Annotated in this window: 15 protein-coding genes; 5 read left to right on the top strand and 10 right to left on the bottom strand. The window is 60.9% G+C overall.

The genetic code is table 11. The features are described 5' to 3' along the window. Window positions 1-454: 454 nt before the first annotated feature. Both rsfS and RCAS_RS19375 read left to right on the top strand, forming a co-directional pair. Complete coding sequence (gene rsfS, locus RCAS_RS19370) at window positions 455-769, top strand: ribosome silencing factor (protein WP_012122200.1); 315 nt, start codon at window positions 455-457, stop codon at window positions 767-769. 9 nt (window positions 770-778) lie between these two features. Continuing rightward, window positions 779-970, top strand: coding sequence for a hypothetical protein (locus RCAS_RS19375; RefSeq protein ID WP_232280070.1), 192 nt, complete (start codon window positions 779-781; stop codon window positions 968-970). Between the two features lie 57 nt (window positions 971-1,027). On the opposite strand, the gene sucD is transcribed toward RCAS_RS19375, so the two are convergent. Continuing rightward, window positions 1,028-1,900 (bottom strand): succinate--CoA ligase subunit alpha, encoded by an 873-nt coding sequence (gene sucD / locus RCAS_RS19380; RefSeq protein ID WP_012122202.1) that lies wholly within the window; start codon window positions 1,898-1,900, stop codon window positions 1,028-1,030. A gap of 76 nt (window positions 1,901-1,976) precedes the next feature. Continuing rightward, window positions 1,977-2,699: a YggS family pyridoxal phosphate-dependent enzyme gene (locus tag RCAS_RS19385; protein WP_012122203.1), complete on the bottom strand. Its 723-nt coding sequence runs from the start codon at window positions 2,697-2,699 to the stop codon at window positions 1,977-1,979. 63 nt (window positions 2,700-2,762) lie between these two features. Between RCAS_RS19385 and RCAS_RS19390 the strand changes: the two genes are divergently transcribed. Beyond that, entirely contained in the window at window positions 2,763-3,251 is a 489-nt protein-coding gene (locus tag RCAS_RS19390) for a low molecular weight protein-tyrosine-phosphatase (protein ID WP_012122204.1), read from the top strand. A 142-nt stretch (window positions 3,252-3,393) separates the two neighbouring features. Beyond that, window positions 3,394-4,359 carry a hypothetical protein gene (locus tag RCAS_RS19395; protein ID WP_157042710.1) on the top strand — a complete coding sequence of 322 codons (966 nt, stop codon included), beginning with the start codon at window positions 3,394-3,396 and terminating at the stop codon, window positions 4,357-4,359. Window positions 4,360-4,362: 3 nt separating this feature from the next. Here the strand turns inward: RCAS_RS19395 and bchZ are convergent, their stop codons facing one another. The 7 genes from bchZ to bchF all read right to left on the bottom strand — a co-directional run bounded on the left by bchZ (window position 4,363) and on the right by bchF (window position 13,351). Then, window positions 4,363-5,844 carry a chlorophyllide a reductase subunit Z gene (gene bchZ, locus RCAS_RS19400; protein ID WP_012122206.1) on the bottom strand — a complete coding sequence of 494 codons (1,482 nt, stop codon included), beginning with the start codon at window positions 5,842-5,844 and terminating at the stop codon, window positions 4,363-4,365. 6 nt (window positions 5,845-5,850) lie between these two features. Beyond that, window positions 5,851-7,119, bottom strand: a complete 1,269-nt coding sequence (gene bchY / locus RCAS_RS19405; RefSeq protein WP_012122207.1) for a chlorophyllide a reductase subunit Y — start codon at window positions 7,117-7,119, stop codon at window positions 5,851-5,853. Window positions 7,120-7,940: 821 nt separating this feature from the next. Next, entirely contained in the window at window positions 7,941-8,132 is a 192-nt protein-coding gene (locus RCAS_RS19410) for a hypothetical protein (protein WP_041331144.1), read from the bottom strand. Between the two features lie 89 nt (window positions 8,133-8,221). After that, the gene (locus tag RCAS_RS19415; RefSeq protein WP_012122208.1) at window positions 8,222-8,953 is read right to left on the bottom strand and encodes a DUF169 domain-containing protein; all 732 of its coding nucleotides are present in this window, start codon (window positions 8,951-8,953) and stop codon (window positions 8,222-8,224) included. Between the two features lie 1,286 nt (window positions 8,954-10,239). Further along, the gene (locus RCAS_RS19420) at window positions 10,240-11,418 is read right to left on the bottom strand and encodes a chlorophyllide a reductase iron protein subunit X (protein WP_012122209.1); all 1,179 of its coding nucleotides are present in this window, start codon (window positions 11,416-11,418) and stop codon (window positions 10,240-10,242) included. 466 nt (window positions 11,419-11,884) lie between these two features. Next, a complete protein-coding gene (locus RCAS_RS19425; RefSeq protein WP_012122210.1) occupies window positions 11,885-12,856 on the bottom strand; it encodes a zinc-binding dehydrogenase in 972 nt (323 codons plus the stop codon). Window positions 12,857-12,868: 12 nt separating this feature from the next. Further along, window positions 12,869-13,351: a 2-vinyl bacteriochlorophyllide hydratase gene (gene bchF, locus RCAS_RS19430; RefSeq protein WP_012122211.1), complete on the bottom strand. Its 483-nt coding sequence runs from the start codon at window positions 13,349-13,351 to the stop codon at window positions 12,869-12,871. A gap of 293 nt (window positions 13,352-13,644) precedes the next feature. Between bchF and RCAS_RS19435 the strand changes: the two genes are divergently transcribed. Next, a complete protein-coding gene (locus RCAS_RS19435) occupies window positions 13,645-14,490 on the top strand; it encodes a universal stress protein (RefSeq protein ID WP_012122212.1) in 846 nt (281 codons plus the stop codon). Here the strand turns inward: RCAS_RS19435 and RCAS_RS19440 are convergent. Next, window positions 14,471-15,238 (bottom strand): DUF3623 family protein, encoded by a 768-nt coding sequence (locus RCAS_RS19440; protein ID WP_012122213.1) that lies wholly within the window; start codon window positions 15,236-15,238, stop codon window positions 14,471-14,473. The genes RCAS_RS19435 and RCAS_RS19440 overlap by 20 nt on opposite strands. Window positions 15,239-15,246: the final 8 nt, after the last annotated feature.

A 15,246-nucleotide genomic window follows, 5' to 3' on the forward strand; every position in this document is an offset into this window, starting at 1 on the left:
TGGTGAGGCGAGAGGGACGAGGCGCGAGGCGTGAGGCGTGAGGGGCCCGACCGTGGTGTAGCGCGAGATGTATCTCGCATTTGTGGCGAGGCGCGAGGCGCGAGACGCGAGAGGCGAGAGGGTCCCGGCAATGGCGTAGCGCGAGATTTATCTCGCGTTTGTGGTGAGGCGAGAGGGACGAGGCGCGAGGCGCGAGGCGCGAGGGGCCCGACCGTGGCGTCGCGCGAGATGTATCTCGCATTTGTGGCGAGGCGCGAGGCGAGCTGCGCAGAACCTCCATAACGCCTTAGGACCCTTATACAGAAGTCACATTGCACGCATCCCATGATTCTGGTAGAATCAGAGCAAGAACTGGCATATCCGGCGCCAGTGCCTATCCATTCTGGAATCGACAAAGGAGGCTGCTCTGATCCAGGAACAGGCCGTAGAGGCGACAGAAATTGCGCGGCGGGCAGTGGCGCTCGCCGAAGACAAACAGGCCAGCAATATCGTGCTGCTGGACTTGCGCCGGCTGAACACAGTCGCAGATTATTTCGTCATCTGCACCGGCGGCAGTGAACGCCAACTCAAAGCGATCACCGAGTCGATTGACGAAGGTCTTGCCCGTGAATACGACCTTCAGCCGCGCATCGAAGGGACAGCCGACACAGGTTGGGTGCTCCTCGACTATGGTGACGTTGTCGTCCACATTTTTTCTGTCGAACTGCGCGACCGTTATCGGCTTGAACGGCTGTGGAGCAAAGCGACCCCGGTTGTTGTCTTACAATAGGGAACATTAATGATGAACGCCAGCAAACGCACCCACTACGTCATTTTCGGTCTCGGCGCTGCCGTCGGTAGCGCCGTTGGCCTTGTTCTGGGATCGATCCTGACATACTGGCTGGGGGAAGGAACGGTGCGCCTGATCCAGCGCGCGTTCCGACGCTTGAGCGGCGGTGATCGCCCAAACTTCGAGATGCTGTTGCAATAAAACATCAAGCCCAGGAGGGCGTATGCCCCCTGGGACTGGTTGAATACGCTACGCGCCCTACATACTCTCCTTGACCAATTGCGCAATATCGGTTGGCAGCCGCGCCACACGCACGCCAACGGCTTCGAGCGCGGCGATTTTTTCCTGGGCGGTGCCCTCGCCTCCCGTGATGATTGCGCCGGCATGCCCCATGCGCTTACCCGGAGGCGCCGTCTGCCCGGCAATGAAACCGACAACCGGCTTCGTTACGTGCGCCTGAATATATCGCGCCGCGTCGATTTCCGCTGCACCGCCGATCTCGCCGATCAGCACAATCGCTTCGGTTTCCGGGTCAGCCTGAAACATCTCCAGCACATCGACAAACGACGTTCCGATGATCGGGTCACCGCCAATACCGACGATCGTCGTCTGCCCCAACCCGATCCGCGTCAGCGCATCGACCGCCTCATATGTGAGCGTACCGCTCTTCGACACCACGCCAACCGGTCCGGGGGAGGCGATGTTGCCCGGAATAATCCCCACCTTCGCCTGAGCGGGAGTGAGCAACCCCGGACAGTTGGGACCGATCAGGCGCGCGCCATGCTCACGAATGAACGCATACGTCGCCACCATATCGTTCGCCGGAATGCCCTCGGTGATGCACACGATCAACGGAATGCCCGCCGCTGCCGCCTCGCGCATCGCATCCGGCGCAAACGCCGCCGGAACATAAATGACCGACACATTGGCGCCCGTCTGCTTCACGGCTTCTGCAACCGTGTTGAAAACCGGCACCCTGCCGTCGATCGCGGTCTGCCCGCCACGACCAGGCGTGACACCTGCCACCACATTCGTGCCATACGCAATCATCTGGCGCGTATGAAACTCTCCCTCGCGCCCGGTGATGCCTTGCACGAGCAAACGGGTGTTCTTATCGACCAGAATGCTCACAGGTCGCCTCCTTACCCTCTACTGCTCCCGCGCTGTGCGCGCGATGGTAGCACATTTTTACCCTTCTGACAACTCTTTACCGTTCCCCAAAAATGGCCCGCCCGATCCGCACGATGGTCGCCCCTTCTTCAATGGCGACTTCAAAGTCATCGGTCATACCCATCGACAGGTCGCGCCAGGCGGTTGCGGGGAAACGCAGCGCCAGGGAGTCGCGCAGGCGTCGCGCGGCGCGGAAGACCGGACGCGCCTGTTCCGGGTCGGGTCCCCAGGGCGCGATGGTCATTAACCCGCGCACCTCAAGGTGCGGCAACGCCAGGATCTGCTCGACATCGGCGCAAAAACGATCATAGACATCGGGCAGCGTTTCCCAGTGGCACAGATCGAACCCGGATTTGGTCATCTCACCAGAAACATTCACCTGTAAGAGCACCGGCAGACGATCTGTCGTTTCGGCTGCGTGGCGGTCGAGTATCTGCGCCAGGCGCAGGCTATCGACCGAATGCACCATGTCGAACAATGTGGCGGCTTTTTTTGCCTTGTTGGTTTGCAAATGCCCGATCAGGTGCAAGGTCAGGCGGCGGCGGTCCGCCGCAAGCGCCGACATTTTGGCTTCCGCCTCCTGCACCCGATTTTCGCCGATCTCGTGCAATCCGGCTGCCAGTGCCGCACGGATCGCCTCTACCGGCTGCGCCTTCGTTACTCCCACCAGGCGAATCGCAGCGGGATCGCGGTTCGCGCGGCGCGCAGCGGCAGCAATCCGCTCGCGCACTGCGGACAATCGTTCAATGAGCGTCTCCATGAACTATGGTATACTTTCTGTCAAATGCAACCTTCCTGACGCCATGATACACCAGGAGCGCAGGTGAGCGGCACAAACGCCAGAGTCATCGGGGTTCTGTTTGTTTGCACGGGGAATATCTGCCGTTCCCCCATGGCAGAGGGCATCTTCCGTCATTATGTCGAGCAGTCGGGATTAAGCGGGCGGATCAAAACCGACTCAGCCGGCACCGGCGCCTGGAACGTCGGCGATCCGCCGCATCCGGGAGTCACGGCGCTGCTCGCCGAACGCGGCATTCGCTATGCCCATCGCGCGCGTGTCGTCCATCCCGACGATTTTACGCGCTTCGACTATATCGTTGCCGCCGAGCGCGCTCACCTCGAAACCCTGCACCGCATGGCCGGCAGTTCACTTGTGCGTCTCAGCCTGCTCCTCGACTACGCGCCCGATCTCGGACTGCGCGATATTCCCGACCCTTACTACAACGGGCGCTTCCGTGAAGTTCACGGCATGATCGACCGCGCCTGCCGCGGGCTGCTGGAGCATATCATCAAGGTTGAACGTCTGAAATAAGGATAGCGAAAGCGCGGTCTATTATCCACGGCGTATGAAACGGCGAGACCCCACATCATCGATCCATCGTTCAACTCTTTCTTGCATCGCTGTTGCCGCAATCTCCTGCCTCGTTGGCGCAATTGTTGTTTATGTCAAACTGATGAGACATTCGTTCGACCCCCTCATTTTTGCAGAAATTGACGGCTATTTTGTCTATCATCTGGCGCGATCGCTGCCTTCATTAGAAGCCAACCTCGATCTGCCAGCATATCGCGCACAGCGTATTCTTCTGCCATTCCTGGCCGCACCGTTTGGTGCGTTCATCCCGTGGGCGATTATCAGCATTAACCTGGGTGCGCTGGCAACCGGGTCCTATGCACTGGCTTGCATCGCGCTGCAATACCGACTGTCACCACTTATCGGCGTCGTGTTCGGGCTGTGGATCGGTTCGCTCTTCGCACTTCAGTTCAATCTCACCGAAATACTGACCTACGCGCTTGTCCTCTGTGGCATTGCACTGTATGAATCGCACCGACCAGCGCCCGCAGCAATCATGTTCGGTCTTGCTATTCTTGCGAAAGAAACAGCGATTCTTTATCCGGTCGCCTTGATCATCTCTCATATACGCACCCAACCCTGGAGACAGCAGGCGCTTTTCGGGCTGCTCTCTCTGGGACCTGGCGCGCTCTGGCAACTGGCCCTGATTGTGCTGCTAGGACAAAGCGGGTTGACGGCCGCCTTTCAGGCTGGCGCCCCGGCAGATCGGATGGTTCCGTTGATTGGACTGCTTACGACTCCAATGCGGGCGCCAGACTTCTGGATTGCGCAAGTGCTCTGGGTTTTTGTGCCATCACTGGGAGCGGTGTGTTGGGGATTGATTGCCCTGCTGCGCAACAGTGAGCGAACCTCTCCGGCGAGTTGGACATTGCTTTTCAATGGTCTCTTCGTGCTCGCGCTCCCTGCGCCATCGTGTGAATATATGGTCCACTCAGCGCGCATTGCGCTGGCTGTCGTCGTCGCCCTTACGTGGGCTATCATTCGTATGCAGCGCCCAACACTCGCCCTGGCGTGGTGCGGGTTCCTGCTGGCGCCACTGACATTGTTCAGACCCGACGCCTATTTTTAGGCTTCACATCCCGGCATTCGCCAGCGCCTCGCGCACGAGATCGGGGGTGATTTCCTTGAGCGAACGCTCGCGCGCCAGCGCCTCGACCTGCATCTGCATCTGGCGGCTCGCCGAAATGCGCGGAATGTAGGGCAGTTTTTCCAGCGCATCATCAAGCACCGCCTTCGCTTCGAGCGACCAGGGGAGGTTCCCCGGCGCCGCCTCGATCTTCGGCGGACCGCCGCGCATCATGCTGTACGCCTGATCGACCGGCAGGAAGTTGAACAGGGTATCGTACAACCCGTTGACGATCTCCTGCACCACATAGACCGCGCCACGATACCCCATAAACGGCGTGCCGACCGCGCGACGCACGGTTGGTCCGGGAAACGACGCCATGAAGAAACGCGCAAACTTTGCTCCTGCTTCGGACAGATAGATTTTCTCGTTGATCGAGCCAAAAACGAACGCCGGAGCACGGCGGTGCAGCATCTGGCGAATCTCGTCATTATCCGGGTCGTCGGGGCGCCGAGGGCGCGCAGACACGAACGCGATCTTCATACCCAACTCATCTCCCAGATAGCGCGCCAACCCTTCGGCATACGACCGCCCGGCAACAATGCCGACATCAGTCGTGCCAAACCAGTCGCCCTGCGGTCCGCGCCATAGATCCCACACGGCGCGCAATGTGGTGCGTTTTTCGCCGGCAATGAATGCTTCCGCCTGTTCGGAAGTCCCCAGCAGGCGACCAATTTCGCGCACAAATGCCGTGGTTTCACGCATACCGAACGGCGCATAGAGCCACGGTTGACCGAGCATCCCCGCCAGACCCGCGCCGAACTCACGGTACATGACCACATTGACCTGCGCGGCCGCCAGGCGCGGTGTATCCGCCAGCGTCGCCTCCATCGGATAGACCAGATTGATCCGCCCGCCGGCGCCGATGATCAGGCGTTTGACCTCCTCCAGGTCCGACGGCGAGTTGAAGCATCCATAGGTTGGACCGATGATGTTGACCGTGCCCGGCGCCGGTTGGACTCCGGCGCCATGGGGCGCGCCAAACTGCTCCCACAGCCAGCGCAGCACGCGGTCGCGCCCAGCCCATTCGTCTTCTGAGAGCGAGTTGCTCCAGTAGAAGCGCGTTCCTTCGCCAAGGGTCGCCACCACCGACGACAGATCGGCGCCAATCATTTCACTCTCGGCGGTCGAAATGACGATCACCTGTTTACCATCGAGCACGCCGCCGGCACGAAGATTCTCATACGTCCAGCGCACTTTATCGCTGGTGCCTTTCCCACCGACCTCCTGTTCAGTAATCGTCGCCGGAGTCATATTCTCGATATGGGGAACGGCGTCGGTGTAATCGGGAACCGCCGTCGCCACCAGGTTGAAACACCCAACCGGCGCATCGGCAATCACATGAACATCCGGCATGGCGCACATCGTCCACACCGCTGCCCAGTACCCGGATGTATCGGACAGATCGCGAATCAGTGCAGGGGGCATAGCCGATCACTCCGCAAAAAAGGCAAGCATCTCACGATAGCGGTTGGCGCGCTCCAACGTTTCTGCCACGAACCCAATCGTCGCAGCCATGCCGCCGCTCAGGAAGAAGGGACGCGACGCCAGTTGATTGGTGAAATACATCGCCGGAATGCCGCGCTCTTTCGCCGCAGCCGCAAACGGCGTCGTGCCCAATACGAAATCGGGCGCATACCGGTCGAGCGCCGCCATATCCTCTTCCAGCGCCTTGCGATAGGCAACCTCCTGCGTCCCACGCGCTTTCAACCACAGTTCATCGGGGAGCGACAGCGGATCGACGCCAATCGAGGTGGAGACATACGGAACCTCGGCGCCCGCCTCGACCAGCAACCGCGCATACGCCAGTTCGGTGCCTTCGTAGCCGGTCACCAACACCCGCGCACCCTTGAGCGACTTTGCCGCCAGCACCGCCTGCGCCTTCTCGCGTTCCTCTTCCGCCACCCGATCAACCAGCGCCGGATCGAGGTCGAGCAAAGCGCCAATCGACTTGAGCCAGGCATAGGCGCCGCTAATGCCCACCGGCGCACCGCCAGCCACCGATGCGCCCCATTCACGATACAGGCGCGTCACGCCCTTATAGAACGGATGGAGCGGCGCCAGCACCGCTGCGCGACCGGCGCGCCGCAGGTCATCGATTGAGCGTCCCGGCAACGCAATCGTCGCCTCGACCCCCATACGCCGCAGGATGGCGTCAATCGCCAGTTGATCGGCGGGAAAGACCTCGCCGAGCACCACAACGGTGCGTTCCTCGCGTGGACTTTCGCGATCGCCCAATCGCCGCAGCAACGCTTCGAGCGCCACATCCTTGGCTTCGGGATGTGAGTGGATCGCATAGGCGGGCACGCGCACCAGCACCACCTCGGCATCGCCAACCTTGCGCGGCAGCAATTCCTCCGGCATGCCTGCCGTTTCAGCCACACAGAGCGACACGACCGGCACCAGGCGGCACCCTGGCTCACGCGCCGCTGCCTCAATCGCCATGCGCGTCCCTTCGACGACCTCGCCGGAGTATAACTCGGCGCTGCCAAGCGTCGGCGCCAGGATCGACTTGCGCGCACCGTAGAAGTGGGTCACAAAGGTCAAGCCGTACAGACACCCCGTATCGGTGGCCATTACAGGGTGCGACCCCTCGATCCGGCTCAGAATGCGCAACGAACCGAACGCCGGGCACATCGACTGCGGATGCAGTTTGCACGTGTGTCCCTGCGGCTGCTCAGCGCTCAGCGCGATTGGCTCCATGGAACGCACCTTTCAGATCACAGAGAGAACCAGAGAATGACGGAGATAAAGAGGTGACAAACATCACAAAAATCACGACATACTCTTTACTACAATCTCAAAGGAAAGATTGCGCTTATGCGCATCTTTCCACAAGAACCAGAGAACCCTCATGGAAACGCCCGCCCAACCGCCAGGCAACCCTTCAGACCCCTGAAACCACCATTGCAGGTCCCCGGTTCCGGTTTCTCATAGACCCCAACCCCTCACGCCTCGCGCCTCTCGCCTCTCGCCTCACCCCTCGCGCCTCGCCACCAATGCGAGATACATCTCGCGCGACGCCACGGTCGGGCCCCTCGCGCCTCGTCCCTCTCGCCTCACCACAAACGCGAGATACATCTCGCGCTACGCCATTGCCGGGACCCTCACCTCTCGCGCCTCGCGCCTCACCCCTCGCCACCAATGCGAGATACATCTCGCGCGACGCCACGGTCGGGCCCCTCGCGCCTCGTCCCTCTCGCCTCACCACAAACGCGAGATAAATCTCGCGCTACGCCATTGCCGGGACCCTCTCGCCTCTCGCGCCTCTCGCCTCACGCCTCGCGCCTCGCGCCTCGCCACAAATGCGAGATAAATCTCGCGCTACGCCACTGCCGGGTCCCTCGCCCCGCGCGCCTCGCGCCTCGCCACAAATGCGAGATAAATCTCGCGCTACGCCACTGCCGGGACCCTCGCGCCTCGCACCTCGCGCCTCGCGCCTCTCGCCTCGCGCCTCGCACCTCGCGCCTCGCGCCTCGCGCCTCGCGCCTCGCGCCTCTCGCCTCTCGCCTCTCGCCTCACCCCTAACCCTGCTCCGGCTCATTCGCCTTTGCGGGGTCGAGCCGCAGATAGGCGGACGTCGCCTGCTTATCGGTGAAACGCGCCGCAATAATGAAGCCGAGGATCACCGCCGCCAGCGGCACGAAACAGAGCGCATATCCCGACCAGACGGGCCAGGGAGACGGCTCCGCTTGCAGAAGAATCAGAAAGTCCATAGCACCTCTCCTTACCTGTCAGATAATGACCCGGACGTAACTCGTTCAACCTGTCCACGACCACAGCGTGCGCTGTCAACCTGCCAGCATCACGATGCGTCGCCTCCATTCCGCACATGCGACGGCATAATCAACCGTCGCATCTCTTCAGGATCGATCCTGAAGTTTTCGATCAACTCGACGATATACCTGAAATGCTCGCGTGGCACGGCGATGAACATTTCGCCGGCCGCCACCCGGTTGTGCATCCGACCGCCGCCATCACCCGTTGTAAAGACGCTATTGCGTTTGAGGCGCGGCGTCGCAAAGATCGATGCACATGCCGACGGACCCAACTCACCGATCGGGAAGGTCCCCTCGCGCACCGACGCCGCACCGGCAATCTGCATGGCATGCATCGGATCGGTGATGCAGACCAGCAGATCGACCGACACGCCTTCCGGCACGTCGTCGAGTGGCGCAGCCGCCAGTGCAGCAATCGATCCGGCGGGCAACACCGAACTCTGCGCCTTGTTGCGTCGAGCGCCTTCCTCTGTAAAAAAACCCTGCGCCATCGTCAGATACTGCCCCTCAACAATAAGGGACCCGGCGTCCGGCAACCAACCGAGGTGATACTGCCCTACCCAGCAATCGTGATGGTGCGCATCGACATACACTCGCCGTCCTGCTTCCGCTTCGCGAATAATCGCGCATGCCACGACGTTCGCCGGTTCATACCCCGGCGGCGGACCGTCTTCGCAATAGGTCACTGCGACCGGTCGCCGTTTGACCTTCATCCGCTCGACCAGCAGTGTGTTCAGGTATTTGAGATCACATTCCATAAATGACCGCCGCCGTGTGTACACGCAGGGTGATAGGCTTATGCCACACTCTCGCCTCTTCCCTCTCGCCTCTCGCCTCACCTCTCACCCCTCGCCTCTCCACAAATGCGAGATAAATCTCGCGCTATGCCATTGCCGGGCCCCTCTCGCCTCTCACCCCTCGCCTCTCGCCTTTCGCCTCTTGCCTCACTTCTCGTCTCTCCACAAATGCGAGATAAATCTCGTGCTATGCCATTGCCGGGCCCCTCTCGCCTCTCGCCTCTCGCCTCTCGCCTCTCGCCTCTCGCCTCTCGCCTCTCGCCTCTCGCCTCTCTCGCCTCTCGCCTCTCGCCTCTCGCCTCTCTCGCCTCACCTCTCGTCTCTCCACAAATGCGAGATAAATCTCGCGCTATGCCATTGCCGAGATCCGCTCGCCTCGCCCCGCTCGCCTCGCCCCTCTCATACCAATGACCGGTGACCATCCGGCATGGTCACCCCGAGCAGCGCGAGGGGGCGTGCGCGACCCGCTTCGATTCCTCGCTGCGCTCGGAATGACAAGTCGCTGCGCTCGGAATGACACGCATACGGCATCGTCAATCGTCATTGGTATCACCCCTCGCCTCGCCCCACTCGCCTCTCCACAAATGCGAGATAAATCTCGCGCTATGCCATTGCCGAGATCCGCTCGCCTCGCCCCGCTCGCCTCGCCCCTCTCATACCAATGACCGGTGACCATCCGGCATGGTCACCCCGAGCAGCGCGAGGGGGCGTGCGCGACCCGCGCAGATTCCTCGCTGCGCTCGGAATGACACGCATACGGCATCGTCAATCGTCATTGGTATCACCCCTCGCCTCGCCCCGCTCGCCTCTCCACAAATGCGAGATAAATCTCGCGCTACGCCATTGCCGAGATCCTCTCGCCTCGCCCCGCTCGCCTCGCCCCGCTCATACCAATGACCGGTGACCATCCGGCATGGTCACCCCGAGCAGCGCGAGGGGGCGTGCGCGACCCGCGCAGATTCCTCGCTGCGCTCGGAATGACACGCATACGGCATCGTCAATCGTCATTGGTATCACCCCTCGCCTCGCCCCGCTCGCCTCTCCACAAATGCGAGATAAATCTCGCGCTACGCCATTGCCGAGATCCTCTCGCCTCACCCCTCTCGCCTCTCACCTCTCACGCTTCTCGCCTCGCCCCGCTCGCCTCTCGCCTCTCGCCTCTCGCCTCTCGCCTCTCTCGCCTCTCGCCCCTCTCCCCTCTCGCCTCTCTCGCCTCTCGCCTCTCGCCCCTCTCCCCTCACGCCTCCTCACCGATACGTCGGCGCGTCGGCGTAGCGCAGATCGACGAAACTGAACGCCTGTCCTGACCGCCGCAGCGCTGAAAGGAACGCCACTTTATGTTCAAGGTCCTGCGGCTCTCCCAATCGAATTTCGACCGAACCAGAGGTGACGGTGATGCCATCGCGCTCACTACGCACCATATCGGTGACATACATACCGATTGCTTCGATCATCTGCTGCACTTTGAGTTGCACCGGATCGGTCACCTGCACCTGTGGAATGACCGGCTTGAGCGACAGGATAGGCACGGTAAAGACCGGCGTCTTCTCGCCGAACAGGTCCTCGGCGCGCGCCGAGTCCGGTCTTCCTGGCGGCTCTTCGGCGCCAAACACGCGCAGAAACTCATCATAACTCAGCGGCGTATACGTATCGACCGGTTGCAATTCTCCGCGCGCAATACGCTTCGCCAGATCGCCGAAGATTTGATTGAACTGTTCGTCCTCCAGCGCCAGGCGACAGGCATCGGCAAGTTCACGCACCTTGCGGCTCAACGGCACGCGCGTCAGGATCGGCAACCCGACTGCCGCAGCATACTGATCGGCGGTATCGCTGCCATCATCACGGTTCACCACCAACCCCAGGATCTGGGTCGTGCCGCCCATCGAGCGGAAATACTGCGCCGCGCGCGCAATATTGTTCGCTGCGTAGAGCGATTGGCGGTCGTGTCCGACGAGAATGATCACCTGCTCGGCAAGCGAACGAGCGAGTGGTGTAGCGAACCCGCCGCACACCACATCACCAAGAAAGTCCATTACGATGAAGTCGAGGTTCCAGCGGCTCATTCCCAGGTTTTCGAGCACCTTGAAGCCGGTTGAGATTCCTTGCCCGCCGCAACCACGCCCGACCTCGGGACCGCCGAGTTCACAGCCAAAGATGACGACGCCGGGGCGCAATTCATTGCGGAAGATCACGTCGCCAATCGACAACTGATCCTCTTTACCCGCCTCTCTGAACAGGCGCCATTGATCGCCTAATGTCGGCAACGAATGCCCACCGAAGATCGTGTTGCACGAGTCGTGCTTCGGGTCGCAGCCGAGTTGTAACACCCGATAGCCATCGTATGCCAGTCGCGCGGTCAGATTGGAGGTGAAGAAACTCTTCCCCATCCCGCCTTTGCCGTAAATTGCGATCATGCGTGGCGCCATGGCATTCTCCCTTAGTTCATTCGCCCTGTCGCAGCGACATCGCGCGTATCTCTCACCCCACAACATTGAGCGCCCATGCCAGCGAACAAACGCCTGGCAATGCCATCCGCGTCTGCGGTCCGGCGGTGCAAAACCTCTGGAAACGCACGCTTCCATACCGCCGCCGGTCTGGCTCTTCTGGAGGGCTTAATGAACATTCACACAATAATCCGGCATTCGCCCGGCGCCCGGTCCGCCCGGCGGCTGAATCCGCGGGCTACGGTTACAACACCCGCCTGCACGAGCTGGAACGGGCGATACGGATTATGTTCTCAAAAGCCATAAGCCGCAGGCTACGGTTGCGACGCCTGCCTGCGCAGGCTCTACCGGATGTCGTTCTTAATCCTCCAGACCTCCCTGCTTCACCCGCCCCAGGCTCCGCTTGCCCCTACGCGCCTGCAACCTGCAACCTGTAACCTTCGCACCTTCAGCCTGAAACATCCCACTCGATCACCAGTTTCAAGCACTCCGGGTCGTTCAGCGCTGTGGCATACGCTGCCTCGAACTGCGCTACCGGCATGCGATGCGTGATCAGCGCCGCAGCGTCGAGCATACCGCTCGCCAGCAGATCACGGCTCCGTTGGAGATCGCCCGCCGCCCATTCCTTCGCAGTCAGCAATCGCGCCTGTTTGAGGAACAACGGCATATACGGCAGGCGCAGTTCGTCGTAGTATCCGAGTAACAGCAGTGTGCCATCGTTCGCAAGAAGTGGCAGCGCATCGTTCAACGCTGCCATCGATCCGGTTGCCTCGATAATTGTATCGACCGGTTGCGGCACTGCCGCTACGAGCGAGTCGGTCGTAACGTCAATGCGCAGGTCCGCTACACTCCGTTCAAGGCGACTGGCAATCCGGTCGCCGACAGCCACCCATGCGCCACGTGCCCGCGCAATCCGCGCCGCAAACTGTCCCACCGGACCCTGCCCCAGCACCAGTATCCGTCGACCGGTCAGATCATGGTTGGCGCCGGCAATCAGATCGACGCCGTGCAGCGCAGTTGCCGCCAGCGCCAATAGCACGCCGTGATCCGGCGAGACGCCATCGAGCGGAACCACCCGGCGGTAATCGACCAGCAGGATCGCCGATTGGCCACCCCACGCCGGGTTGACATCACGGAAGCAGCGCGCCCCGCCGACATACACCCAGCGCCCCTCGTATTCTGCCGGAACCGCTGCGCCCCGTCCAACGACCCGACCGACCGTTTCGTACCCCGGCACCACCGGAAACTGCAACATTGGGTGTGGCATTCGTCCCGCCAGCAACATGCGCTCTGTTCCGGCGCTGACCGAGGTAAACGCGGTTTGCACCACGACCTCCTCAGGTCCTGCGTCTGTCAGCGCCACGTTGCGCAACTCCAGATGCTGTGGCGCCGTGATGACGATGGCGCGTGTCGTCTCCATTGCTGCGTAATCCTAACGAACAGCCGCTTCAGTCTGTCTACTGCTGCGCGCCATCCGCCGCTGCCGACCGGTCTGAATGCCGCGATAGACAAACTGCGCACAGTTGATCAGGTACGTGCAGTATGCCACCAGCATCAGCGTCATGATCGCATCGGGCGACCAGTGCAACCAGACGGCGAGAAAATACAGGTTGTGCATAACCATTGCCAGCGCATTCCCGGCATCTTCCCAGAAGAACTCCGGCGCCATGAACCAGCGCCCGAAAATCTCCTTCTCCCAGATCATGCCGGTGATCGTAATCGCCCACAGGAGCGCAATCTTGATCCACACACTGACGGTTGCCGTCAGGTAGCCTTCACCCGTCGCCAGGTAGCGGATCACCAATCCAAAACTGATCAGAAAGGCGAGAAACTGGATCGGCGCCAGCACTGCCTGAACTTTCGTCCAGACGCTCGCATCACGGCGGGCAAGCTGTTCAGGCGTGTAGGTTGACATTGGTTCCCCCGCTTTGTCAACACATTTTGACTTGTGAGAAGCGTGCGATTAGATTATAATACATTCGCCCCTTAAGAAAACGTCTACAACCGCTACACAATTGCTGCCAGTTTGACGCGCACCGCCATCGCACCCATCGTGGAATGTGCGGAGGTTATTGGTAATGTCCAACATGCGATACAATGCGCCAGCAGACGGTTCAGCACATCCGTGAGCAAGCAAACGCGCGTATTTGTTAACATCACGACGTTCACAATTGTGATGATCCATATACAGACAGCAGGAGTGACGCAATGCGCATCAATAATGTTCCGATTGTGTTCCCCACGACAGCAATCGACAAGGGTTTTGCGTTGCTGCCAAACGTTGCTTCATTTGCTTCGTCCATCGGAAGGCCCCTGCGCATCATCCACGTCCTCAGTCAACGCTACCGCAGTTATGCCGAACGGCAAATGGCGTCGGCGCTGGAAGCGCTTCCTTCCGGCAACGGTCTGGTCTACGAACTGCTCAAAATCGAAAAGAAGCAACGTCGCGCTATCCTCGACGAAATCGCAACCACGACCGGCGGCATTCTGGCGATGTTGCCCACGCGCCACAACTTCATCAACCGATTGCTGGCGATGATGAGCGACTATGAAAAGTTCATGATCGAGGGTCCGCTGCCGCTGCTAGCGCTCCCGCGCAACGGTGCGCTTCCGACTTCGATTGGGCGCATTCTCTTCCCGCTCGACCTTTCCCCGCGTTCTGATGATTCGCTTGAACAGGCCGCCGATTTTGCAAAGTCGGTTGGCGCTGAACTGCACCTGCTCCACGTCTTCGGCGACGACCGGTTGCTCCCATCCGAAATGGATATGAAAGCACGCATGGCTGCGCGCTCACCGCGTGAACTGTATCAGATCGACAAAGACCACATTCAGGATCTTGCAGAACGCGCCCGCACCCACGATGTCAACGTCATTGCCGCCACTGCCGAAGGTCGCGCGCATGCCGCCATTCTGAACTACTGCAACGCCGAGAAGATCGATCTTGTCATTATGGCGACTCATGGTCCGCGCACCAGCGAAGATATCTGGAAGGGCACCACCACGGCACGAGTCATTCAGCACGCCAACATCCCGGTCATTGCGATACGCTGTTGATGTGCCGCCCATTCTCCCACAGGTCTGCGAACCTGTGGAAGGATCGCAACCGCCAGACCCACACCTCGACGGGCAGGACATCAAACCAGAGCGCCGCGCACACCAGCATTGCCTGAGCTGCGACCAGCGCCAACCCGACCCCCTGCACCGTCGCCAGTCCGTAGGCCAGGGCGTCCGCAGCCAACCAGACGCCCACTGCCATTGTTGCGCTGACAGTCAGCGGAAAGATTGCGCTCAACACCTGAGCAGGGGGCAATCCGGCAGCGAACCAGGGGGGCCAGATCAGCGGACCGCCATCGCGCGTATGCGCAGACGCATACGCCGTCAGGCGCATGCTCAGATGCCCCCACCAGAAGAGTGCGAACGTCCACACCCCCCACTGATTGGCGCCATTCCATGTGAGTGCGACAATCCCCGCCGCCGGCGCGACCCACATCACCTCCTGCCACAACGGACTTCTTCGCGCGAACCCCAGACGGCGCGCAGAGCCTCCGGCAGATGTGCGACACCCGATTTCCATCCATACCCATACAACAGTTGCGCACAGGTGAGCGAGATACACGCCACGGAGCGACAGATCATTGCGGGTCAGCGCCAGACCGACGAGCGCAGCAACGACCCCGACCGTCGCCACTCCGAACAGCCACGAAAACATGCCAGACGACAGACGATCGGCGAGTGCGGGCAGGATCACCGCAGCGCCCAGCGCCAGAACAGCATAAACGAATAGCGCGAGATATGCTGGCATACGTATCG

This window comes from Roseiflexus castenholzii DSM 13941 (assembly GCF_000017805.1).
GTDB classification, from domain to species: Bacteria; Chloroflexota; Chloroflexia; order Chloroflexales; family Roseiflexaceae; genus Roseiflexus; species Roseiflexus castenholzii.